The sequence below is a fragment of the Polaromonas sp. P1_E11 genome, assembly GCF_056405995.1.
Genome location: NZ_JBFUBA010000001.1, coordinates 854,202 through 874,171 on the forward strand (window position 1 = coordinate 854,202; position 19,970 = coordinate 874,171).

22 protein-coding genes are annotated in these 19,970 nt (G+C 62.4%); 6 read left to right on the forward strand and 16 right to left on the reverse strand.

Going from position 1 to position 19,970, the window contains the following annotated elements; all coding sequences use genetic code 11:
* Position 1 precedes the first annotated feature (1 nt).
* From AC1D11_RS04300 to AC1D11_RS04315, 4 genes are all read right to left on the reverse strand, one after another.
* A complete protein-coding gene (locus AC1D11_RS04300) occupies positions 2-976 on the reverse strand; it encodes a magnesium and cobalt transport protein CorA (RefSeq protein ID WP_457279273.1) in 975 nt (324 codons plus the stop codon).
* Between the two features lie 87 nt (positions 977-1,063).
* Positions 1,064-1,537 carry a MaoC family dehydratase gene (locus AC1D11_RS04305; RefSeq protein ID WP_477647380.1) on the reverse strand — a complete coding sequence of 158 codons (474 nt, stop codon included), beginning with the start codon at positions 1,535-1,537 and terminating at the stop codon, positions 1,064-1,066.
* Between the two features lie 25 nt (positions 1,538-1,562).
* Positions 1,563-2,774, reverse strand: a complete 1,212-nt coding sequence (locus AC1D11_RS04310; protein ID WP_477647455.1) for an MFS transporter — start codon at positions 2,772-2,774, stop codon at positions 1,563-1,565.
* Between the two features lie 76 nt (positions 2,775-2,850).
* Positions 2,851-3,330: a MarR family winged helix-turn-helix transcriptional regulator gene (locus AC1D11_RS04315; protein WP_477647379.1), complete on the reverse strand. Its 480-nt coding sequence runs from the start codon at positions 3,328-3,330 to the stop codon at positions 2,851-2,853.
* A 39-nt stretch (positions 3,331-3,369) separates the two neighbouring features.
* On the opposite strand from AC1D11_RS04315, the gene AC1D11_RS04320 reads away from it, so the two are divergent.
* Entirely contained in the window at positions 3,370-3,945 is a 576-nt protein-coding gene (locus tag AC1D11_RS04320) for a PaaI family thioesterase (RefSeq protein WP_477647378.1), read from the forward strand.
* A gap of 51 nt (positions 3,946-3,996) precedes the next feature.
* On the opposite strand, the gene AC1D11_RS04325 is transcribed toward AC1D11_RS04320, so the two are convergent.
* Positions 3,997-5,931, reverse strand: a complete 1,935-nt coding sequence (locus AC1D11_RS04325; protein ID WP_477647377.1) for an ankyrin repeat domain-containing protein — start codon at positions 5,929-5,931, stop codon at positions 3,997-3,999.
* Between the two features lie 44 nt (positions 5,932-5,975).
* Here AC1D11_RS04325 and gloA point away from each other — a divergent pair, with 44 nt between their 5' ends.
* Positions 5,976-6,386, forward strand: a complete 411-nt coding sequence (gene gloA, locus AC1D11_RS04330; protein ID WP_477647376.1) for a lactoylglutathione lyase — start codon at positions 5,976-5,978, stop codon at positions 6,384-6,386.
* Positions 6,387-6,486: 100 nt separating this feature from the next.
* On the opposite strand, the gene eda is transcribed toward gloA, so the two are convergent.
* The 3 genes from eda to AC1D11_RS04345 all read right to left on the reverse strand — a co-directional run bounded on the left by eda (position 6,487) and on the right by AC1D11_RS04345 (position 9,704).
* Entirely contained in the window at positions 6,487-7,149 is a 663-nt protein-coding gene (eda, locus tag AC1D11_RS04335) for a bifunctional 4-hydroxy-2-oxoglutarate aldolase/2-dehydro-3-deoxy-phosphogluconate aldolase (RefSeq protein ID WP_477647375.1), read from the reverse strand.
* Complete coding sequence (edd, locus tag AC1D11_RS04340; protein ID WP_477647374.1) at positions 7,140-8,957, reverse strand: phosphogluconate dehydratase; 1,818 nt, start codon at positions 8,955-8,957, stop codon at positions 7,140-7,142. The genes eda and edd overlap by 10 nt, the downstream gene beginning before the upstream one ends.
* A gap of 165 nt (positions 8,958-9,122) precedes the next feature.
* On the reverse strand, positions 9,123-9,704 hold the full coding sequence (locus tag AC1D11_RS04345) for an OmpA family protein (RefSeq protein ID WP_477647373.1): 582 nt from the start codon (positions 9,702-9,704) through the stop codon (positions 9,123-9,125).
* Between the two features lie 122 nt (positions 9,705-9,826).
* Here AC1D11_RS04345 and AC1D11_RS04350 point away from each other — a divergent pair, with 122 nt between their 5' ends.
* Together AC1D11_RS04350 and AC1D11_RS04355 are read left to right on the forward strand one after the other, a co-directional pair.
* Positions 9,827-10,372, forward strand: a complete 546-nt coding sequence (locus AC1D11_RS04350) for a gamma-glutamylcyclotransferase (protein ID WP_477647454.1) — start codon at positions 9,827-9,829, stop codon at positions 10,370-10,372.
* Between the two features lie 87 nt (positions 10,373-10,459).
* Positions 10,460-10,984, forward strand: a complete 525-nt coding sequence (locus AC1D11_RS04355; RefSeq protein WP_477647372.1) for a superoxide dismutase family protein — start codon at positions 10,460-10,462, stop codon at positions 10,982-10,984.
* 150 nt (positions 10,985-11,134) lie between these two features.
* On the opposite strand, the gene AC1D11_RS04360 is transcribed toward AC1D11_RS04355, so the two are convergent.
* The 4 genes from AC1D11_RS04360 to AC1D11_RS04375 all read right to left on the reverse strand — a co-directional run bounded on the left by AC1D11_RS04360 (position 11,135) and on the right by AC1D11_RS04375 (position 15,195).
* On the reverse strand, positions 11,135-11,683 hold the full coding sequence (locus AC1D11_RS04360) for a nucleotidyltransferase family protein (protein ID WP_477647371.1): 549 nt from the start codon (positions 11,681-11,683) through the stop codon (positions 11,135-11,137).
* Positions 11,683-13,977, reverse strand: coding sequence for a xanthine dehydrogenase family protein molybdopterin-binding subunit (locus AC1D11_RS04365; protein ID WP_477647370.1), 2,295 nt, complete (start codon positions 13,975-13,977; stop codon positions 11,683-11,685). The genes AC1D11_RS04360 and AC1D11_RS04365 overlap by 1 nt, the downstream gene beginning before the upstream one ends.
* 26 nt (positions 13,978-14,003) lie before the next feature.
* Complete coding sequence (locus tag AC1D11_RS04370) at positions 14,004-14,462, reverse strand: (2Fe-2S)-binding protein (RefSeq protein ID WP_477647369.1); 459 nt, start codon at positions 14,460-14,462, stop codon at positions 14,004-14,006.
* A gap of 160 nt (positions 14,463-14,622) precedes the next feature.
* Positions 14,623-15,195: a TetR/AcrR family transcriptional regulator gene (locus AC1D11_RS04375; RefSeq protein ID WP_477647368.1), complete on the reverse strand. Its 573-nt coding sequence runs from the start codon at positions 15,193-15,195 to the stop codon at positions 14,623-14,625.
* Between the two features lie 103 nt (positions 15,196-15,298).
* On the opposite strand from AC1D11_RS04375, the gene pdxH reads away from it, so the two are divergent.
* Together pdxH and AC1D11_RS04385 are read left to right on the forward strand one after the other, a co-directional pair.
* A complete protein-coding gene (gene pdxH / locus AC1D11_RS04380) occupies positions 15,299-15,949 on the forward strand; it encodes a pyridoxamine 5'-phosphate oxidase (RefSeq protein ID WP_477647367.1) in 651 nt (216 codons plus the stop codon).
* 64 nt (positions 15,950-16,013) lie between these two features.
* Positions 16,014-16,415 carry a GFA family protein gene (locus tag AC1D11_RS04385; protein WP_477651166.1) on the forward strand — a complete coding sequence of 134 codons (402 nt, stop codon included), beginning with the start codon at positions 16,014-16,016 and terminating at the stop codon, positions 16,413-16,415.
* Between the two features lie 14 nt (positions 16,416-16,429).
* On the opposite strand, the gene folK is transcribed toward AC1D11_RS04385, so the two are convergent.
* Genes folK through hda form a run of 4 tightly spaced genes read right to left on the reverse strand, consistent with a single transcriptional unit; the run spans position 16,430 to position 19,945 of the window.
* On the reverse strand, positions 16,430-16,915 hold the full coding sequence (gene folK / locus AC1D11_RS04390) for a 2-amino-4-hydroxy-6-hydroxymethyldihydropteridine diphosphokinase (protein ID WP_477647365.1): 486 nt from the start codon (positions 16,913-16,915) through the stop codon (positions 16,430-16,432).
* A gap of 7 nt (positions 16,916-16,922) precedes the next feature.
* A complete protein-coding gene (gene pcnB, locus AC1D11_RS04395) occupies positions 16,923-18,557 on the reverse strand; it encodes a polynucleotide adenylyltransferase PcnB (RefSeq protein WP_477647364.1) in 1,635 nt (544 codons plus the stop codon).
* A gap of 6 nt (positions 18,558-18,563) precedes the next feature.
* Positions 18,564-19,241 (reverse strand): HAD family hydrolase, encoded by a 678-nt coding sequence (locus tag AC1D11_RS04400; protein ID WP_477647363.1) that lies wholly within the window; start codon positions 19,239-19,241, stop codon positions 18,564-18,566.
* A gap of 17 nt (positions 19,242-19,258) precedes the next feature.
* The gene (hda, locus tag AC1D11_RS04405; RefSeq protein WP_457279795.1) at positions 19,259-19,945 is read right to left on the reverse strand and encodes a DnaA regulatory inactivator Hda; all 687 of its coding nucleotides are present in this window, start codon (positions 19,943-19,945) and stop codon (positions 19,259-19,261) included.
* Positions 19,946-19,970: the final 25 nt, after the last annotated feature.

The following is a 19,970-nucleotide window of genomic DNA, read 5'->3' on the forward strand; positions in this document are numbered from 1 at the left end:
GTTATAGCCAGCGTGCGCGCTTGAAGCGCCAGTACAGCAGCGAGCACGCCACCACAATCATGCTGATGGCCATGAGATAGCCGTAACGCCATTTGAGTTCGGGCATGGCTTCGAAGTTCATGCCCCATATGCCGGCAAACGCCGTGCAGACTGCAAAGATACTGGCCCAGGCCGCGAGCTTCTTGGTCACTTCGCTCTCTTCAATCGTCACCATCGCCAGGTTCACCTGGATAGCAGTGCCTATGGTGTCACGCATGTTTTCGATCAATGCGTTGATGCGCGACAAATGGTCAACCACGTCACGAAAATAATCCTGCACTCCACTGCAGATCTGAGGAACCCGGCCGCCATACAGTTTGCTGGCACCTTCGAGCAGCGGCGCCACTGCGTGTTTGAGCACCATCACGCTGCCCTTGAGTTCGTAGAGCCGTTCGATGTTCTTTCGCGCAGCACCGGGCGTGAAGATTTCCTTCTCGATCAGCTCCAACTCGGTCTCGAGTGCGTCGAGGATGGGAAAGTAACGGTCAACCACCGCATCCATCAGGGCGTACAGCACAAAACCCGAACCGTTGCGCAGCAGCTCCGGTTCGCGCTCGCAGCGTTCACGCACGCCCAGAAACCCCTTCTGGCTGCGGTTGCGCACCGAGAGTACATAGTTTTTTCCGGTGAACACATCCACCTCGCCGACGTGGAGCTCGCCCGGCTTGTCGTTGGACTGCTCGATCAGGTGCAGTACCGAAAACAGCGAAGCGCCGTATTCCTCGATTTTTGGGCGTTGGTGGCCGTGCCGGGCATCTTCGACCGCCAGTTCATGCAGGCCGAACTCATGCTGCATTTCTTCAAGCTCTTCCGGCGTGGCGTCTTGCAACGCCACCCAGACGAAAGCATCGGGACGGCAGATATAGTCGCTGATCTCGGTGACCGGGATGTCGGCCAGTTTGGTGCCGTTCTGGTAGACCACACAATTGATGAGCATCTGATGTTTCCCGCAAGTTGCCTGCTTGCGTCGATTCTGGCACACCCGCTTACAGGCGCAACAGCGAAATCGCCGCCAGCCTATTCCTCAGGCAGGCCGGCGTGGAACCACCAGGTTGTAGACCGACTGCTGCAGCACCTCGCCATGCTGGTTGAGCGTCTGGCTGCGCACCACCACCCTGCCCCGGTCAGGCCGTGAAGCCGAGGGCGTCAAGCTCACCACTTCGGTCTCGACATGCAGCACATTGCCGGGACGCGTGGGCTTGGGCCAACTGATTTCACCGCCGGCCCCTATGATGCCGCCGGCCAATGGCAAACCACCGCCCACCAGCAGCCGCATCGTGATGGCCGCCGTGTGCCAACCACTGGCAGCCAAGCCGCCAAACAGCGTGGCCTTGGCCGCCTCATCGCTCAGGTGAAACGGCTGCGGATCAAACTGCGCGGCGAATGAGGTGATTTGCGCCTCGTCGAGTGCGTGCTCGCCACTGACGAAGCGGTCGCCTACCGTGAGGTCGTCGAGATAACGGGGCTCCGGAATGCCGGCTTCAGGAATATTGCTCATGCATTTCTTTCCCTTAGGCAGACACTCAGGTTGCGGCCCTGGCGGCCATTTGCCGCGGCAGCAGCGCTTCGCGGATCGGCAGGTTCACCAGCGCGGCGCCTGCGGCCAGCACGATGTCGATGTACCAGACCCAGTCGTAGCTGCCGGTGGCCTGGAATATATAGCCGCCCAGATAAGCACCGAAAAAGCCCCCTACCTGGTGCGACAGCATGACCACGCCAAACAGCATGGCCATGTTGGCCGTACCGAACATCTTGGCGACCAGGCCCACCGTGGGTGGAACGGTCGACAGGAAGGTCACCCCCATAACGGCGGCGAAGATCAACATCACGGCGGGGGTCTTGGGCGCCAGCAAAAAGATGAGTACGGCGAGGCCACGCGTTGCATAGAGCAGCGCCAGCAAGGACTTCATGCGCCAGCGGCCGACGGCCCAACCCATGGCCAGACTGCCGACGATGTTGAAGAGACCGATCATTGCAAGCGACCAACCGCCAATTTCGGGTGGTAAACCGCAGGCCGCTATCACGCCAGGGAGGTGAGTCGCCAGAAAGGCCACGTGAAAGCCGCATACCAGAAAACCTGCGGCCAGGTAACGGTAGCTGGGTGTTGCTATCGCTTGGCTGATGGCCTGGCGCGCACTGAGCGCTTTGGTGCCCGAAGCTGCCGCGGCCTGCGCCGCCAGCGCCTTCGAATTTCCTTTGAGCACCAGCACTGCCGGTACAGCCAGCAGCACCAGCACACCCAGCCACTGCATCGCACTGGCCCAGCCGACAGCGGCAGTCAGGCCAATGGCAATCGGCGCCATCGCGAACTGCCCAAAAGAGCCGCCCGCATTGACGATGCCGGTGGCAAGACCCCGCTTTTCCGGTGGCACCAGGCGCGTGCTGGCGGCCATGAGCACCGAAGGGCCCGCCATGCCGGCGCCGCCCGCCGCGAGCACGCCAATGGCAAAGATCAGGCCGGCCGTGCTGGTCATGAGCGGCGTGATGATGGTGCCCACTGCGACCAGCACGACACCCAAAAAGATCACGCGGCCTGTGCCGATACGATCGGCCACTGCGCCAGCAAAGGGCTGTGTGAGCCCCCACCAGAGTTGGCCGAAAGCGAAGGCAAGGCTGATGCTGCCGATACCCAGTGCGGTCGAAGTATTGAGCGCAGAGAGGAACAGGCCCATGGTCTGTCGCACGCCCATGGTGAGGGCAAAGGTGCCGCCGGCGGCCAGCAGCACCAGCCACATCGCGATGCGACGCGCTGGCAGTGCAGTGGAAGGAGCGGAAGGCGCGACGCTGGACGCGGAAGGGGAAAGCTCGGTATTACTCATCATCAGCTCCAGATTCGATGGGGGACAAAAGCTCTAAAGATTCGTTGATCAGGTTATGCAGGGCCAGCACACGCCCGGTTCCCAGCAGCGCGTTGAGCTGCTCCTGCGCCGCCCTCCACCGCGATCGGGCCTCCTCGCGTTTGGCGCGGCCCGCATCAGTCAGCACCACGGTGCGGCTGCGGGCATCGGTGCCTGCGGCGAGTTCAATCCAGCCGGCGTCGATCAGCGGCTTGAGGTTGCGCGTGAGGGTGGAGGCACTCATCTTCATGCCGCGCGCCAGCTCGCCCGGTCGCATGGGGCCGAGCTTCAGCACATAAGTCAGCAGGGAATACTGCGTTGTCTTCAGTCCGGCCTTGGTCATTTCCAGGTCGTAGTGGTGCGCGACGCGGCGCATCAGCTGGCGCAGCTTGACATTGGTGCAGCCCTGCACCTTGAGTTCGGCCTGGGTTGACAGGCGGATTTTCTCGTTCATAATTTCATTGTACCTACAACTATTGTATATGCAACTTTTATGAATGCCATGACCCCACAAGACACATTGACTCACTGGATGGAGCAAAGCGCTGCGGTGCGCGCCCGCATGATGGACGGCGGTGGTAAGCCCGGCCTGGCCCGACCCGAAGACGTGACAGGCAAGACCGGCATGGAAGTGATGCAGGCCATGCTGGCGGGCAAGCTGCCCTATCCCCACATTGCCGAGACGCTGGATTTCGCCTTGATTGAGATCGAACCCGGCAAGGCCACCTTCCAGGGCACACCGCAACTCAAGCATTACAACCCGCTGGGCACCGTGCACGGCGGTTGGTACGCCACACTGCTCGACTCCGCCGTAGGCTGCGCAGTGCACACCATGATGCCAGTCGGCCGGGCCTACACCACCGCCGAACTCAGCATCAACATCGTGCGCGCCGCCTCACACAAGACCGGGCCGCTGCGCGCCATCGGCACCGTCATCCATTGCGGCCGGCAGATGGCCACCGCCGAAGGCCGCATCGTCGGGCCGGACGGCAAGCTGTATGCGCATGCGACGACGACTTGTCTGGTATTTGAGGTGCCGGCAAAAATGATCGCACCAGCACCAAGCTGATATTTACCATTCCCCGCAATTCGGCATGCGCAGAAAAAGACCTCGCCTGATTCAGCGCGGATCCGGCGACTGACGGTCTCTGATCTTCGTGGCCGACTTGGCGCCATGCCCGAGCAGCAGGGCACGAATCTGCTCAATATCCTCGGCAACTACCGCAAAATCCCGCCTCTCCAGCGCCTCCGTGATGTATGACAAGGGCGTGTTTCCCGAGTTGTCAGCCACGTTGACGTTGGCGCCTCGAGCAACCAGCATCCGGGCGACGTCGGGGCGACCATAGACCGCGGCAAGATGGAGCGGGGTGGCACCATCTGCCCTACGTACATCGACAGCGGCTCCACGCGAAAGCAGCGTCCGGACCATCTTTCCACTTTTCACCTGATGCAAGGGTGTCTCACCCTTGGCATCTTTCGCATTCACCTTGGCGCGGTTCGCCAGCAGACTCCATACAACTTCAGCTCTTTCCCCAGATACCGCCCTGTGCAGCGGGGTTGCACCATCTTTACGCGGCGCATTGACAGGCACCCCTTCCCGAATCAGCCGCCGGGCTACTTCTGCGGTGAAAGCCAGGTGCAGCGGCGTTTCCCCGAGGTCATTTTTTTCATTGACATCAGCACCATAGGAAATCAGAAGGTCGATGAATTGCAAAGCAGTGGCCCGCCGCACGCTGCTGCCGCTGCCATTGCTCGGCGCCGCTGACACCCCGGGAAATCGAGCCTGGGCCGCTGATGCTGCATCGAGTTCAACCGCCTCAAACAGCGCCGACTTTGGGCTGTTGCCTTTGTTGTTGACTTCAGCCTTGTTTCTTAAAAATACCTCCGCCAACGCGTAGCGCTGCTGTTGAACCAGAGTAAGCAGCAGCGGCTTTCCCGATCGGTCCCTGGCATTGACATCCGAACCAAGCGAAATCAGGAGTTCGGCCATCGGCAGGTTATCGTTTTCGATTGCGATTGACATGGGTGTTCTGCCATCACGGTCTTCGGCATTCAGGGATGCACCCACTGCCAGCAGCTGCTCCACCAAAGACGGATCGCCGGCGACTACCGCCCAGTGCAGCTCCGTCAGTCGCAGTCCTGGCTTTACATTCAACTTCGCACCGCTGGCCAGCAGCAGCTTCGCAAGCGCAAGCCCGTTGCTCGAGAACCGATCTGATGACCCTTCTGAAATAGTTCGCTCAAGCAGAGTGGCGCCATCACGATCCCTGACATTCACATCGGCGCCGCGGGCGATCAGGAAAGCAACCATTTCTCTTTCCTTCACATTGACGGCCACGTCCAGAGGTGTGCGGCCATCCCGGAGTTTGTGATTCACATTCGCGCCATGGGCGAGCAGCATTTCGACTTCTTCTTTGTCTCGCCCTGCTGCAAAAAAGAGCGGCGTAGCTCCGTCCGCAGTCTCGGCATCGACGCCGGCTCCATGCGCAATGAGCAGTTGGGCCAGCTCTGCTGAACCGGCTTCGTGCAGTGGCGTCATACCGCCCCTGCTTTTTGAGTTGACCTCGGCACCTTTGGCAATCAGCAGCTCTGCGAGCTTTAGCTTGGCACGTATATGCCCGCTATCCATTTTCCGCATGCGGCCATACATATCCGGTGGCTGAGTTCCGATATAAGACACCGCGGCATGCAACAGCGTGAAGCCGTTAAGTGGCTCCCGAAAATTAACATCTACGCCGCGTGCAATCAGTGCTTCAGCCGTTTCAATCCGGCCCGATCTGGCAGCCTGATAAAGTGCCATGCCGGTTTTAAGGCTGGCTGGATCCGCTCCTTCTGAAACAGGCCCCTTCCAATCGCCGCGCGTTGCAGATTCCGGTGGGCCGGAGGCCAGATCAGCAGCGAAACCGGACATCGGAACAAGCCCCATCAGAGCAAGGAGCAGCGTGACTCTTGTGAGCTCGAACCAGAATTTTTCCATTTGTGCCCAAAATAATGCCAGACCTGGCAAGGAGAAGATAGCAGAACAGCATTGGTGCGCCGCGACAAGCAGGGCCACGCGTGCTGGCTGCAATTTTTCGGAGACCGCACGATAATCCCCCCATGCGACTCCTACACACCATGCTGCGCGTTGGCAATCTCCAGCGCTCCATCGACTTCTACACCCAGGTTCTCGGCATGAAGCTGCTGCGCACGTCGGAAAACCCCGAGTACAAATACAGCCTGGCTTTTGTCGGCTATGAAGGCAATCCGGCGCAGGCCGAGATCGAGCTGACCTACAACTGGGGCACCGAAAGCTACGAAATGGGCACGGCTTTTGGCCACATCGCGCTGGGCGTGCCTGATGCCTATGTAGCCTGCGAGAAGATCAAGACGGCGGGCGGCAACGTCACGCGCGAGGCCGGCCCGGTCAAGGGCGGCACCACGGTGATTGCTTTTGTGACAGACCCGGACGGCTACAAGATTGAGCTGATCCAGCGTGATGAAAGCGCTGCGGGCGCCGGCCTGCGTTAGCTCATTGCGCTTCGCCGCTATTCTTTTAATAGCTGCTTGCGCTCATCCAGAAAGGCTGGGAGCGCTATTTTCCTCATAAATAGCGGGCAGGCCGCCAGGCTCAGGCAGCGTTGCGTGCCAGCTGGCAGGCCTGAAAAGCCAGTGCGGTGACGTGTGACCAGTTCCCGCGAGCCAGCGTGTCCGCAGGGGTCAGCCAGGAACCGCCCACACACACCACATTGGGCAGCGCCAGAAACTCAGGCGCATTGGCCACCGTGACGCCACCCGTCGGGCAAAACCGCACATCACCAAAGGGGCCATTCCAGGCCTTCAGCATGGCTGGGCCGCCCGCCTGCATGGCCGGGAAAAATTTGAGTTCGGTCAGGCCGTCTTCCTGCGCCATCATGATCTCGCTGCCGGTAGCCACCCCTGGCAGCAGCGGCAGCCCGGCATCCTTGCAGGCTTGCCCCATCGTATGGGTGTAACCGGGGCTTACCGCAAAGCGTGCACCGGCCATGGCGCAGGCCTGGGCGTCGGCGGCACTGCGCACAGTGCCCGCCCCCACCACGGCTTCGGGCACATCGCGCGCAATGGCCTCAATGCAGGCCAGCGCTTGCGGCGTGCGCAAGGTGACTTCGAGCATGCGGATGCCGCCGGCCACCAGCGCACGTGCCAGCGGTACCGCCTGGCTCACGTCGGTCAGCACAATCACGGGTATCACGGGGGCGTCCTGCATGATCTGCAGGGGGGTCAGTTTTCCGCTGACGTTGAGATTCACATCCACGATAAAGCTCCTTCTTCAGCTGTCAGCGCGTGACGGCGCATACCGGTAAACAACTCCCGTCCCATGCCGATGCCGTTGGCTGCGCGCAAATCGGCAGGCATGGTGTCGACAGGCCTCGCGATCCATTCTGCATCGTTCACCAGCACCTTCAATTCGCCGGTGATGGCATCCACACGAATTACATCACCGTCGCGCACCTTGGCCAGCGGGCCGCCTGCAGCAGCTTCGGGCGACACATGGATGGCGGCCGGCACCTTGCCCGAAGCGCCGCTCATGCGGCCGTCGGTGACCAGCGCGACCTTGAATCCCTTGCCCTGCAGCACGGCCAGCGGCGGCGTGAGCTTGTGCAGCTCGGGCATGCCGTTGGCTTGCGGGCCTTGCCAGCGCACCACACACACCACGTCGCGGTTGAGTTTTCCGGCGCTGAACGCGATGTGCAGGGCTTCCTGCGAATCAAACACCAGCGCGGGCGCCTCGATGACATGGCGGTCGTCGGGCACAGCGGAGACCTTGATCACGCTGCGGCCCAGGTTGCCTTGCAGCAGCTTGAGGCCGCCAGTGGCGCTAAAGGGCTTGGCGGGCGTGCGCACGATGGCTTCGTCTTTGGACGCGCCCACGTCGTGCCAGGCAAGCGCCGCGCCGGCCAGCGCCGGCTCGCGTGTGTATTCGCGGATGCCGCCTTCGCGCACCGTGAGCACGTCTTCGTGCATGAAGCCCGCGTCCAGCAATTCACGAATGATGAAGCCGGGCCCGCCTGCGGCCTGGAACTGGTTCACGTCGGCGCTGCCGTTGGGATAGACGTGGGCCAGCGTCGGCACCACGTCGGAAAGGTCGGAGAAATCATTCCAGTCGATCACGATGCCGGCCGAATGCGCGACGGCTACCCAATGGATCAGGTGATTGGTGGAGCCGCCGGTGGCGAGCAGGGCCACCATGGCGTTGACGATGGCTTTTTCATCGACGATCTGGCCGATGGGCGCGAAACGCTTTGACTTGATGATGCCCAGCACGGTGCGCGCCGCCTCGCGCGTGAGCTCCTCACGCAACGCGTTGCCGGGGTTCACAAACGCGGTGCCGGGCACATGCAGGCCCATGGCTTCAAGCAGCAACTGGTTGCTGTTGGCGGTGCCGTAGAAGGTGCAGGTGCCGGGGCTGTGATAGGACTTGAATTCGGAGTCAAGCAACGCATCGCGGCCGACCAGGCCCTGCGCGGCCTGCTCACGCACATGGGCTTTTTCCTTGTTGGGAATGCCCGACGTCATGGGGCCGGCCGGCACAAACACCGTGGGAAGGTGCCCGAAATGCAGCGCACCGATCAGGAGGCCCGGCACGATCTTGTCGCATACACCCAGCATCAGCGCGGCGTCGAACATGTCGTGCGACAACGCAACGGCCGTGCCCATCGCAATCACGTCGCGGCTGAAAAGGCTGAGCTCCATGCCACTGGTGCCTTGCGTCACGCCGTCGCACATCGCGGGCACGCCGCCCGCAACCTGCGCCGTGGCACCCAGCTTGCGCGCCTCGTCCTTGATGAAGGCCGGGTAGGCCTGGAGCGGGGTATGCGCCGACAACATGTCGTTGTAGGCAGTGACTATGCCAATGTTGGGCTTGCGCTCTGCCACCACCTTGAAGCGGTCGTCCAGCGGCATGCCGGCAAAGGCATGCGCCACATTGGCGCAACCCATGCGGTCCAGGCCGGGTTCGCGGCTGGCGGCAGCGCGCAGGTGTGCAAGGTAGGCGCTGCGCGTGGGAAGGCTGCGCTCTGCGATGCGGGCGGTGATTTTTGAAACTGCGGGGTGAAGGGCCATGTTGTAACTCCGGTCATGGTCAAAGTCACTGGGTATGTAACTTTATTACTGACTCTATGGTAACGGGTTACCGGCCTGTTTACCGCCGCATGGTTACTACGTGGTTACGAAACGCAGCCGCAAAAGCTGTTCTGCAAAGTTCGGAAACAACCCGTGGATGCGGCTTTACTGGAGAGTAATTTCCACACGCCGCGCTTCGGCATCGCTGCCGCCGCCCACAAGCTGCTCTGGTTTTTTCAGCACGATCTGGCGATCGGAAACACCGGCCTGTTTCAGCGCCTCGCGCACGGCAAGGGCGCGCTGCCGGGCAAGCGCCGCATTTTTCTGGGCGTCCCCTGTGGCGTCGTGAAAACCGGTGATCACCAGCGTACGGCCGGCCTTGGCGGCCTTGACCACTTCACCCAGGGCAGCACCCGCACCGTCCGCAAGGTCGGCATCGCCCGAAGCAAAATAAAACCGCACCGCGCCCTGCTCCACCTTCACGCTGGCGGCGTCGGCTGCAGCCTGCAAAGCCTGGCCGGCATTGTTCGCGGCATTCTCCACGGTGCTCGCTGGCAGGGCAGGCGTCGGGGCCATCTCTGGCACGGGCACGGGCAGGGATATTTGGGCAGGCACAACAGCGGCTGAAGGCGACCGGCCGAGCCGATGCACGCAAAGCCCCACCACCAGCGCGATCACGAAGGCCAGGAGGCCGAGAACGACCGCCAACACCAAGCCTTGCTGGCCTTCATCGTCCTGAGAAAACATTGCCCGACTCCCGTCACTAAATCCGTCACAAAAAACTCAGCGCATTGTAAAGTGCGGCTGTGGAAAATTCAGCCCAACAAGCCGCCAGCCCTGGCATCAGCGTTTCCCGCAACCCGGACCACATGCTCGAGACCGTCATCCGCGAATGGGGCGGCCAAAGCGACCTCTGGATCTTCGCCTATGCCTCGCTCATCTGGCGCCCGGAGTTTGAACATGCCGAAGAACGTTTTGCCACTATCCACGGCTACCATCGCGCCCTGAAGATGTGGAGCCGCCTGAACCGCGGCACGCCGGAATGCCCAGGCCTGGTGTTTGGCCTCCTGCACGGCGGCAGCTGCAAGGGCATGGTGTTTCGCATACCGCAGGCGCAGGTCGCTGGCGCCCTGCCTGCGCTGTGGAAACGTGAAATGCCCAACGGCGTGTACGACCCCAAGTGGCTGCGCTGCCAGACTGCAGAGGGCAATGTGCGGGCGCTGGCCTTCACCTTGTCCAAGCGCAGCCCCAACCATACGGGCGTACTCAGCGAAGATGTCTACCGGCAGATCTTTTCCGACTCCTGCGGCCGTTACGGCACCACCCGGGAATATGCGCAACTCACCTACGACAAGCTTAAAACCCTGGGAATCCACGACCACGCACTGGGAAAGCTGCTGGAGCTGGCCAAATAGGCTTAAACACCGGATGCCCCGGCCTTGTCAGCAGGGGCAAGGCGCCCTACAGTCAGCCACTGAATCAACCATCAGGAGACCTGCACCATGAAATACCACCTGGCACCGCTCGCCACCGCCCTTGCCGCCGCCTTTGTGCTGGCCGCCTGCGCCTCATCCATGAGCGGCCCGCGCGCCACGGCCCAGCTGCAAAGCACCACCGGCAATACCGCCAGCGGCACCGTCAGCTTCGTGCAGAGCGGCGACAAGGTGCTGGTTTCGGGCGAGATACGCGGCCTCAAACCCAATGCCGAGCACGGCTTTCATGTGCATGAAAAAGGAGACTGCTCCAGCGGCGACGGCATGAGTGCGGGCGGGCATTTCAACCCCACGGGCCAGCAGCACGGCAGCCATGCCGACATGGCCCACCACACCGGCGACCTGCCCAGCCTGAAAGCCGATGCCAGCGGCATCGCGAAATTCAGCTTTGAATCAAAGACCCTCTCAGTCGGCAGCGGCACAACCGACATCGTCGGGAAGGGGCTGATCGTTCACCGCGACCCGGATGACTACAAGACCCAGCCCACCGGAAATTCCGGGCCGCGATTAGCTTGTGCCGTGATTAAAAGCTAGCGCCCCCACGTTCGCTCGCTTCGCGTAGCTCTCTGCCCCCCGAGGGGGCGCTGCGCCTGCGGCCCGGCGAAGCCGGTTCCGCGGCCCCGGCTTGAACGGGACCTTCACGGCTGCTCACTATCTCGGGCTCACGTTTTTACTTCCCCGCAATCAACGCGTGGCGAGCAGTTCTTCAGCGCGGCGCAAATCGTCCAGCGTGTCGATGTCGGTGACTGTGCCTTCATCGGTCACGTCAATGAATGCTACAGAATTGATAGCTGCTTGCGCCCGTACAACGGGCGCCGCACCTTGATTTCCCTTTAAATCCAGCAACGCATCGCGGCACGCGGCCGAAAACCCGACCGGGTGGCCGCGCGTGCCCCTGAACATCGGCACCACCACCGCGTGCTGCGCCAGCGCGTCGGCCACCGCCCGCAGCGTGGCGGCCTGCACCAACGGCAAATCACCCGGCAAAACCAACCAGCCCGCAGCCTCGGGCGTGGCCCGCACGGCCGCCGCGATGCAGTCGCCCATGCCAGGGTAGCCGGCATCTTCCAGATGCCAGGGCAGGCCGCTGGCAGCCACGGCAGCCAGCGTGTGCTGCAGCACCGGCTTGCCGGCCAGCAGCGCCTGCAACTTGTGCGTGCCGCCGCCCGACGCGGCAAAGCGTTCACCCCGGCCTGAGGCCAGCACCAGCACCGTGGGCTTGCGGCCTGCCATCACGCCAGCTTGAAGGGCAGCTCGCGCGGCGCAGGTTTGCCCGTGAGCTTGGCGATCGCATTGGCGAATGCCGGTGCCAGCGGCGGCAAGCCGGGCTCACCGAGGCCCGTGGGCGCATCGGCACTGGGCACGATGAACACGGCCACCGTGGGCATGTCGGTGATACGCGGCACCGGGAAGTCACCAAAATTGCTTTGCTCGACCACACCGTCCTTGAGCGTGATGGCTGCACCCGGCAGGCACATCGACAAACCCATCAGCGCGGCGCCCTGCACCTGCGCTTCAATGCTGGTCGGGTTGATGGCGAGGTTGCAGTGCACGCCTGCGGTGATGCCGTGCAGCACCGGCGTGTTGTCCTTGACGGACGCTTCGACCACATAAGCCACTACAGTGTTGAACGACTCATGCACCGCCACGCCCCAGGCGCGCCCGGCGGGCAAAGTGCGTTTTCCGTAACCGGATTTGTCGACCGCCAGCTGCAGCGCGGCCGCATGGCGCGGGTGCTTGTTGCCAAACTGATTCATGCGCCAGGCCACAGGGTCTTGCCCGCCGCTGCGCGCGACTTCGTCGATCAGCGTTTCCATCACGTACGCCGTGTGGGTAGAACCCACGCTGCGCCACCAGAGCACCGGCACATTGAGCTTGGGGTGATGCACAGACAGACGCATCGGAATATCGTAAGGCTCTTTCATGCCTTCAACCATCGTGCCGTCTACACCATCCTTGACCATAAAGGCTTCAAACGGCGAGCCGGCGAGGATCGACTGGCCGACGATGACGTGGTCCCAGCCGAGGATCTCGCCGTTGTCGTTAAAACCGATCTCGGCGCGGTGCACATGCATGGGACGGTAGTAACCGCCCTTGATGTCGTCTTCACGGCTCCACAGCGTGCGCACCCCGGCCGTCAGCCCGGCGCTGCGTGCGGCCCTGGCGACATTGCAGGCTTCAACCACGTAGTCGCTGGTCGGAATCGCACGGCGGCCGAAACCGCCGCCAGCCATTTGCACGTTCATCTTGATGTTTTGCGGCGCCACGCCGAGGGCCTTGGAGGCAGCCATCGTGTCCAGGCCTGGCATCTGCGTGCCCAGCCAGAGTTCGGCTTTGGCATCGGCGCCCTGCCCGCTCAGCTGCACGGTGCAATTGAGCGGCTCCATGGGCGCATGGGCGAGGTACGGGAAGACAAACTCGGCGCTGATCTTCCTGGGTGCCGACGCCAGCTTGCTGATGTCGTCCTTGTATTTGAGCGCACCAGTTTTCTGTGCCAGCGCGCGGTAGCTGGCCAGTTGCTGCACGCTGTCGACCTTCTCGACGCCGCTGGTGTCCCATTCGACCTTGAGCGCATCGCGGCCCTGCTTGGCAGCCCAGTAGCCTTCGGCCACCACCGCCACGCCCTCGCCGCCGCGGTCCAGCGGCACGCGCAGCACGGCCTTCACACCGGGAACGGCTTTGGCCGCGGTGTCATCCAGCGACTTGAGCTTGCCGGCAAACACCGGCGGATGCGCCACTACAGCCGTCAGCATGCCGGGCAGGCGCACGTCGATGCCGTAGCTTTGGTTGCCGGTCGATTTGGCGCGTGCATCCAAACGCCCTGTGGGCTTGCCGATGATGCGGAACTGCTTCGGGTCCTTGAGCGTTACCGCTTCGGGCACCGGCAGCTTCATGGCCGCTTCGGCCAGCTCGCCGTAGGTCAGGCGCTTGCCGCCCGGGCCAATGACCACGCCTTGCTGCGTGCGCAGGCTGCCCGCATCAACACCCCATTGCTGCGCGGCCGCCGAGACCAGCATGGCGCGGGTGCGCGCGCCGAGTTCGCGGTACTGCGTATAGGAGTTTTTGATCGAGCCGGAGCCGCCCGTGAGATGCATGCCGAAAGCCGGATCCACATAAGCCGGGTCGGCGTTGCCGTGCTGGCTTTTGACCAAAGCCCAGTCGGCATCCAGCTCTTCGGCCAGGATCATCGGCAGGCCGGTCTGCACGCCCTGCCCGAAATCGAGCCGGTTGATGGTGACGGTCACCGTACCGTCCTTGTCGATACGCACAAAGGCCGAGGGCTGTTGGGTGGGCTTGAGGCTGGAGGCAGCGGGCGCGCCGGCAGTGGCCATGGTCTGCGCTGGCGCCAGCAGCGGAAAAGCGCCGAGTGCAAAGCCGCCCGCCGTCGCAACCTTGAGGAAGTTGCGGCGCGGCAGTTCGGCATCTGCTATGGTTTTAGTAGCTGCTTGCGCCCGATTCATAAGGGCTTGAAGGCCTTTTGGCAGTTGAGAAGCGATATCAAAGGCATCTGGGGTATTGGAATACATGATGTTGTTCTCCTTCTTTAAACCAATTAAGCCAATGCCTGGGCGGCGTCTTTGATGGCAGCGCGAATGCGCACATAGGTACCGCAGCGGCAGATGTTGCCGGCCATGGCGCCGTCGATGTCGGCATCGCTTGGTTTGGCGTTGGCCTTGAGCAAGGCGGTGGCGCTCATCACCTGGCCGCTCTGGCAATAGCCGCACTGCGCCACGTCATGTTTGACCCAGGCGTCCTGCACGGCCTTGCCGACGCGGTCAGTCGCCACGGCTTCGATGGTGGTGATCTTCTGGCCGGCGGCAGCAGAGATAGGCGTGATGCACGAGCGAATGGCCGCGCCGTTGAGATGCACGGTGCACGCACCGCACAGCGCCGCGCCGCAGCCGAACTTGGTGCCTGTCATGCCCAGCGTGTCACGCAGGGCCCAGAGGATGGGAGTGGATTGGTCGGCGTTGACGGATACGTCCTTGCCATTGATGTTGAGGGTGGGCATCGTGGAACTCCTTGCGGTTTTTGTTAGTGAGGGAAATCAAAAGGGACAAAAAGGGAGGGCTACTTGTCGAATTTATATTCGCTTAAATCAGGGTTTTATCCGTAAAAACTTGGGCATGCAGAACTGAGGGGTATTGCCCTTTCAGGGGCGTTTCAAAGATTCAGGCCTTGATGGCATCCCAGCACAGGGTAAAGGCCGCCTGGTGCACCGCCTCGTCGTCAGGCAGCACCTGGGTGCGTATCAGGTTGGCGGTTTCCCGCACCGAGCCGACCAGGGTAGCCGTTAACAACGGCAAGGGCACAGGCTTGAAAATCTCCTGCTTCTGGCCCTCCTCGATCAAAGCAAAGAAGCTCGCCGCCAGTCGGGTCGACAACTCGCGGTTGCCTTGCGTGAACCAGGGAGAGTTGTAGTACTGCTCCTGGAACACGACCTCGGCATAACGCTCCAGCCGGTGCCGCAGCAGATTGCCCCAGAGGCGGCGTACCCGGCTGCGCAAGGGGGTCCCGGGCACCACACCATCCATCAGGCGCAGCATGGTCGCGGTCTTGGCTTCTTCGTAGAGCTGGCTGATCAGCTCGTCCTTGGACGGGTAATAGACGTATAGCGTGCTGGTGGCGATGCCGGCCGTGCGGGCAATGTCGGCCATGGTCAGGCCGCTCAGGCCGGTCTGGGCCACCAGGTTGAAGGTGGCCTCGGCAATGGCGCGCTGCTTTTCGTCGTCTTTGGGCTTCATGGAAGGGTGTGAATATAAACGAATATTAATTCGCTATCAAGCACCGACGTAGCCAACCTCGCCAACAGGCAAGGATATGGCCTGTGCGGGCACAATCGGGGGCATGAGCCAGCCCCCCCTCTCCATTGCCGACTTGCGCAAAAGCTATGAGCGCGCCGAACTCAACGAAGACGCGTCCGAAGCCGACCCGCTCAAACAGTTCGACCAATGGCTGAAAGAAGCCATCGCCGCCGAAGTGCCCGAGCCCAACGCCATGACGCTGGCCACCGTGGCCAGCAACCTGCGCCCCTCCACCCGCATCGTGCTGATCAAGGGCTATGACGAACGCGGCATCACCTGGTTTACCAACTACGACAGCCGCAAAGGGCAAGAGCTTGCCGGCAATCCGTATGCGGCGCTGCAGTTCCATTGGGTGGAGCTCGAACGCGTGGTTCGCATTGAAGGCGTGGTCGAAAAAGTCTCCGCCGAAGAAAGCGATGCTTACTTCAGCAGCCGCCCGCTCGATTCACGCATAGGCGCCTGGGCCAGCCCGCAAAGCGAAGTGATTGCCGGGCGCAGCGTGCTGGTGGCCAATGCAGCCAAATACGGCGCCAAATTTTTGCTGCAGCCGCCACGTCCACCGCACTGGGGCGGCTACCGCCTCAAGCCCGACAACTGGCAGTTCTGGCAAGGGCGCAAAAGCCGCTTGCATGACCGGCTGCGCTATACGTTGCAGGGCGATGCGGGGTGGTTGCGTGAGCGGCTGGCTCCATAGAGTCTGGCTCTCGGGGCATCGAACGGCAAGAATCGCAAGCCAAGGCAAACATCTCGGAGTTTGTATGCAGGTTCATGGAAGTTGTCACTGTGGAAGTATTCGCTACGAGGCGAAGGTGGACCCCGCGCAAACCACCATCTGCCATTGCACAGATTGCCAAAAGCTCACGGGTTCGGCCTACCGGGTCTCCGTACCTGCCCATGAAGGCTCATTTCACCTCATTGCAGGCGAGCCGGCGATCTATGTGAAAGTTGGCGACAACGGTGCCCGGCGCGCGCAAGCGTTCTGTCCGAATTGTGGGTCACCGCTTTACACCTATGCGGCGGATGACGCGAAGATCTACGGCCTCAGAGTGGGTTGCATTGCGGAGCGCGAGGCTCTGATTCCGAAAAGGCAAAAGTGGTGTAGTTCAGCACTGCGATGGACAGAAAGCCTTGCCGCGATGCCGCGGGACACCGGCGACTAAGTAAAACGGTACGTTTACTTGCCGACCCGCTCAATGCGCTGCTCAGCAACCGCCTCCAATTGCTCGCGAGTGATCAACCGGGGCGCAATCTCTGCCAACGGCACCAGCACAAAGGCCCGCTGCATCATGCGCGGATGCGGCAGCGTGAGCTGCTCTGATTCCATGCGCGCGCTGCCATACAGCAGCAGATCCATGTCGAGGGTGCGCGGTGCATTGCGGTACGGTCTTTCCCGGCCAGCCAGCTGTTCGATCTGCTGCAGATGGCTCAGCAAGTCAGGAGCCGTCAGGCCGGTTTCAAGTTCGACGACGGCGTTGAGGTAGTCGTTGCCGGGTGCCACAGATTCCAGGCCCGAGTCGGTATTGAGTGGCGCTGTTTTGTAGAGGCTGGAAGACCGGCTGACCTGCGTGAGCGGCAGCTGGCCTATCGCATGGACGGCCTGCCGCAGTGCCGCTGCGGCATCTCCTAAATTGGCGCCAAGGGCAACGTAGGCGCAAACCATACGAGCCTCAGGTGTTTGGAGTGCTGTCCGATGAAGGCAAAGCAGCAGACTCGCCGCCTGCGCCTTCAGCCCCACCTGCGCCGCCACGGTTGGCCGGCTTGCGGCGGCGGCGGCGTTTTTTGGCGGGTGCGACGTCGCCCTGTTCGCCGGATGCATCCGCCGCATCGGGCACGGTGCGTTCGGCAGGGCTTGTCTGGCCCAAACCAGGCTCAGCATCAACACGCTTGACGCGAACCCGAGGCGCCTGCGGCTTGTTCTGCTGCGCCTGGCGCGCCTCTTCAATCATGGCGTGGCGTTCGTCGTCGTAGGCGGTGCTGAATTTTTCCCACCACTCGGCGAGCTCCATGTCGATCTCGCCGGTCTGCGCGCGCAGGCGCAGGAAATCAAAGCCGGCGCGAAAGCGGGGCTGGTCCAGCAGCGAATACGGCGCGCTGCCGGTGCGCTTTTCAAAGCGGGGCTGCATGGTCCAGATCTCGCGCATGTCGGTGCCCAGCTTGCCGCGGCCCGACACGTCGCCGATCTTGGCGTTGAAGGCATCGTCAATGGCGTCCTGCAACGCCGGCATGAGGTGTTCGCCGCGCTTCTTGCGACGCTCCCAGCCTTCGCGCACGTCAAACCACAGCACGCACGACAGCAAGAAGCTGGGCGCCACCGGCTTACCTTCGCCAACACGGCGGTCGGTGTCTTGCAAGGCGAGCTTCAGGAAAGGTTCGTCAGCGTTTTCAACCACCACGTCGAGCAGCGGATAAATGCCGGTGCCCAGGCCCAGGAACTTCAGCTGCGCGATGCTGGCCAGCGAATGGCCGGTCTGCAGCAGCTTGAGCATTTCGTCGAAGAGGCGTGACTGCGGCACATCAGCCAGCAGGCCCTTCATCTCGCGCAGAGGGGCCACCGTCTTGTCTTCAAACTTGAAGCCCAGCGCGCTGAGCTTGGCGGCAAAGCGCACGGCGCGGATGATGCGCACCGGGTCTTCGCGGTAGCGCACGGCCGGGTTGCCGATCATGCGGATGATCTTTTTCTTGGCGTCCCTGATGCCGTTGTGATAGTCGACCACCACCTGCGTCTCGGGGTCGTAGTACATCGCGTTGATGGTGAAGTCGCGGCGCGCGGCGTCCTGCTCGATAGGGCCCCAGACGTTGTCGCGCAGCACTCGGCCCGACGCATCGACCGCATGCTTCATGCCGGCGAGTTCGCTTTTGCTGGTGCGCTCGTTGCCGCCGACCTGCTCGGCCAGGCTGCTGTCAAGGTGCGCGCGGAAGGTCGAGACTTCGATCACTTCATGCTCACGCCCGCGGCCGTAGATGACATGCACGATGCGAAAGCGCCGGCCGATGATGAAGGCGCGGCGAAACAGCGACTTGACCTGCTCGGGCGTGGCGTCTGTGGCGACGTCGAAGTCCTTGGGGCGCAGGCCGACCAGCAGGTCGCGCACCGCACCGCCGACGATATAGGCCTCGTAGCCGGCGTCTTTCAGGGTGCGCACCACGTCCATGGCGCGGTCGTCCACCAGCGAGACGTCAATGCCGTGCTCCTTGACGGTGACATCCTGGCGCTGGCCGAAAGGTGATTTTTTGACCCGCTTGGCGCCGGGATCTGCGCTGTCTGATTTGCCAAACAGCTTGTCGATAAATTTTTTGATCATGGATAACTAGATAAACAGGTCAAGTATGCGCCATCCGCGCTCTGCCGCCAGGGCCCGCAGGCGGGCGTCCGGGTTGGTGGCGACGGGGTGGGTTGCCTTCTCCAGCAGGGCAATATCGTTCATGGAGTCGGTGTAAAACGTGGTTTCCACGTCGTTCCAGCCGAGGTTTCGGGCCGCCAGCCATTGTTCCACGCGGGTGACCTTGCCTTCGCGCGCCGAGGGCGTGCCGCTGATCTCGCCGGTCACCCAGCCGTCGGCGTCGCGCTCCAGCTCGACCGCGATCAGCTCTTTCACCCCGAAAGCGTCGGCGATGGGCCGCGTGACGAACTCGTTGGTGGCAGTGACGATGACCAGTTCATCGCCCGCGGCCCTGTGGCCATCTACCAGCGCCAGCGCCTGCTTTGTAATGGCTTTTTGCACCACGTCCCGCATGAATCGTGCGTGACCAGCTCCTGAATTGATAGCGCCCTGCTTGCGGATGGCTTCAGTGGCAAAGCGCACGTATTCGTGGATGTCGAGCGTGCCGGCGCGGTAGTGCTCGAAAAATTCGTTGTTACGGCGCTTGAACTCGGTGCTGTCGCACCAGCCCAGCGCAATGGTGAATTCGCCCCATTCGTAATCGGAATCGATGGGGATCAGCGTGTGATCCAGGTCAAATAAGGCAATCTTGCGGGAAGCAGTCATTTCGCAGTCACATTCACTTATTCGCTCTCCAGCATCGATTTGATCAAGGGAATCGTGATGGCCCGTTTGGTTTGCAGGGCGTATGCATCCAGTTGGTCAAGCAGCTGCATCAGGCTGCCCAGGTCGCGCGAAAAGCGGGTCAGCATGAAATCCATGGCCTCGTCGCTCAGGAACACGCCGCGCGCATCGGCCTCGCGCCGCAGCACGGCGCGCCGCTCGGGTTCGGTCAGGGCTTGCAGGGCAAACACATGGCCCCAGCCCAGCCGGGTGCGCAGGTCTTCGCGCAGCGCCAGGTCGGCCGGCGGCATCTGGCCGGCGGCCAGCACCCAACGCGGGCGGCCGTCGGGCGCGCTGAGCGCGTTGACAAACCAGTTGAAGGCCGCCTGCTGCTGCACCGCGGTGTAGAGATGGCAGTCGTCCAGGATGACGGCCGCCCAGGATTCGTTGAACTCGGGCGGCTCGAGCATGGAGGCGTCCATCCAGCCGCTGGCGGCGCCCTGCTCGCGCAGCGCTTCGCGTACGGCTTTCAGCAAATGCGTTTTGCCGCTGGCGGCTTCACCCCAGAGGTAGGTTGGTACCGGCGAGCGCAGCGTGTTGCCGGCCCACAGTTCCAGGTGCCGGAGCGCGGCTTCGTTCGGCCCGCCAAAAAAATTGGCGAACGACGGGGCGGAAGCCAGCCCGATGTCCAGCGCAATCTGTTTCATGCCCGCCATGCGTTCATCCTGACCC

Bases quoted from the DNA above. Each gene is read 5' to 3' on its own strand.
- AC1D11_RS04345 (WP_477647373.1), bottom strand. From the start codon at position 9,704: ATGTTTTCTCAGGACGATGAAGGCCAGCAAGGCTTGGTGTTGGCGGTC.
- AC1D11_RS04360 (WP_477647371.1), bottom strand. From the start codon at position 11,683: ATGGCAGGCCGCAAGCCCACGGTGCTGGTGCTGGCCTCAGGCCGGGGT.
- AC1D11_RS04310 (WP_477647455.1), bottom strand. From the start codon at position 2,774: ATGTGGCTGGTGCTGCTGGCCGCCGGCGGCACCTTTGCCCTCACCATG.
- AC1D11_RS04400 (WP_477647363.1), bottom strand. From the start codon at position 19,241: ATGACTGCTTCCCGCAAGATTGCCTTATTTGACCTGGATCACACGCTG.
- AC1D11_RS04350 (WP_477647454.1), top strand. From the start codon at position 9,827: ATGCTCGAGACCGTCATCCGCGAATGGGGCGGCCAAAGCGACCTCTGG.
- edd (WP_477647374.1), bottom strand. From the start codon at position 8,957: ATGGCCCTTCACCCCGCAGTTTCAAAAATCACCGCCCGCATCGCAGAG.
- AC1D11_RS04385 (WP_477651166.1), top strand. From the start codon at position 16,014: ATGCAGGTTCATGGAAGTTGTCACTGTGGAAGTATTCGCTACGAGGCG.
- folK (WP_477647365.1), bottom strand. From the start codon at position 16,915: ATGGTTTGCGCCTACGTTGCCCTTGGCGCCAATTTAGGAGATGCCGCA.
- AC1D11_RS04300 (WP_457279273.1), bottom strand. From the start codon at position 976: ATGCTCATCAATTGTGTGGTCTACCAGAACGGCACCAAACTGGCCGAC.
- pcnB (WP_477647364.1), bottom strand. From the start codon at position 18,557: ATGATCAAAAAATTTATCGACAAGCTGTTTGGCAAATCAGACAGCGCA.
- pdxH (WP_477647367.1), top strand. From the start codon at position 15,299: ATGAGCCAGCCCCCCCTCTCCATTGCCGACTTGCGCAAAAGCTATGAG.
- gloA (WP_477647376.1), top strand. From the start codon at position 5,976: ATGCGACTCCTACACACCATGCTGCGCGTTGGCAATCTCCAGCGCTCC.
- AC1D11_RS04315 (WP_477647379.1), bottom strand. From the start codon at position 3,330: ATGAACGAGAAAATCCGCCTGTCAACCCAGGCCGAACTCAAGGTGCAG.
- hda (WP_457279795.1), bottom strand. From the start codon at position 19,945: ATGAAACAGATTGCGCTGGACATCGGGCTGGCTTCCGCCCCGTCGTTC.
- AC1D11_RS04370 (WP_477647369.1), bottom strand. From the start codon at position 14,462: ATGCCCACCCTCAACATCAATGGCAAGGACGTATCCGTCAACGCCGAC.
- AC1D11_RS04365 (WP_477647370.1), bottom strand. From the start codon at position 13,977: ATGTATTCCAATACCCCAGATGCCTTTGATATCGCTTCTCAACTGCCA.
- AC1D11_RS04305 (WP_477647380.1), bottom strand. From the start codon at position 1,537: ATGAGCAATATTCCTGAAGCCGGCATTCCGGAGCCCCGTTATCTCGAC.
- AC1D11_RS04320 (WP_477647378.1), top strand. From the start codon at position 3,370: ATGAATGCCATGACCCCACAAGACACATTGACTCACTGGATGGAGCAA.
- AC1D11_RS04375 (WP_477647368.1), bottom strand. From the start codon at position 15,195: ATGAAGCCCAAAGACGACGAAAAGCAGCGCGCCATTGCCGAGGCCACC.
- AC1D11_RS04355 (WP_477647372.1), top strand. From the start codon at position 10,460: ATGAAATACCACCTGGCACCGCTCGCCACCGCCCTTGCCGCCGCCTTT.